Source organism: Phormidium sp. CCY1219 (assembly GCF_035615515.1).
Classification (GTDB): domain Bacteria; phylum Cyanobacteriota; class Cyanobacteriia; order Cyanobacteriales; family Laspinemataceae; genus CCY1219.
Window position 1 is genome coordinate 1 of record NZ_JAJENT010000949.1, and the last position, 674, is coordinate 674.

Sequence of the window (674 nt, forward strand, 5' to 3'; positions counted from 1 at the left end):
GACTTAGCAATGTTTCAGTTTAATATCCAGCAATATCAGGAGGCATTATCTGGCTTTGAATCTGCTTTGCAGATAGCGGAATCTTTGGATGAGGAGAGTGGAAAAACTTATAAAATTGCCAATTCTCAGTATATGTTGGCTCGATGCTATGGAAAATTAGAGCAATTCCATAATGCAGTAGAGAACTATGAGCTATCCAGGAAATCTTATCGGGAAGTCAATGATATCAAGTGGATGGCTGCTGCTTCTCATTATTTGGCTAATATTTATTTCTATGATTATCCCATAGAAAAAGCAGAAAGTATCGAACAAGCAATTAGGATTTATCAAGAAAATTTAACTGCTTACTCCCGTGAAACTTATCCCAAAAATTGGGCAATGACTCAGAAGACTTTGGGTCATGCTTACTCTAAGCGCATTCGCGGAGATAAAGCGGAGAATTTGGAAACCGCAATTGCCTGTTATGAAGCAGCATTAGAAGTCTATACATGTGAAGAGTATCCCAAAGATTGGGCAATGGTACAATTCAATCTGGGCGGAACTTATCGCAATCGAATCGAAGGAGACAAACTAGAGAACTGGCATCGGGCAATTGCCTGTTATGAAGCGGCATTACAGGTGAGAACCCGTGAGGCAGAACCGAAAAAATGGGCGAGTTTACAAAATCGGTTGGG

1 pseudogene is annotated in these 674 nt (G+C 40.4%); it reads left to right on the forward strand.

Annotated features, from left to right (window positions below):
- Positions 1 to 674 (forward strand): annotated as a pseudogene (locus LKK83_RS30675) (hypothetical protein); the annotation flags it as partial.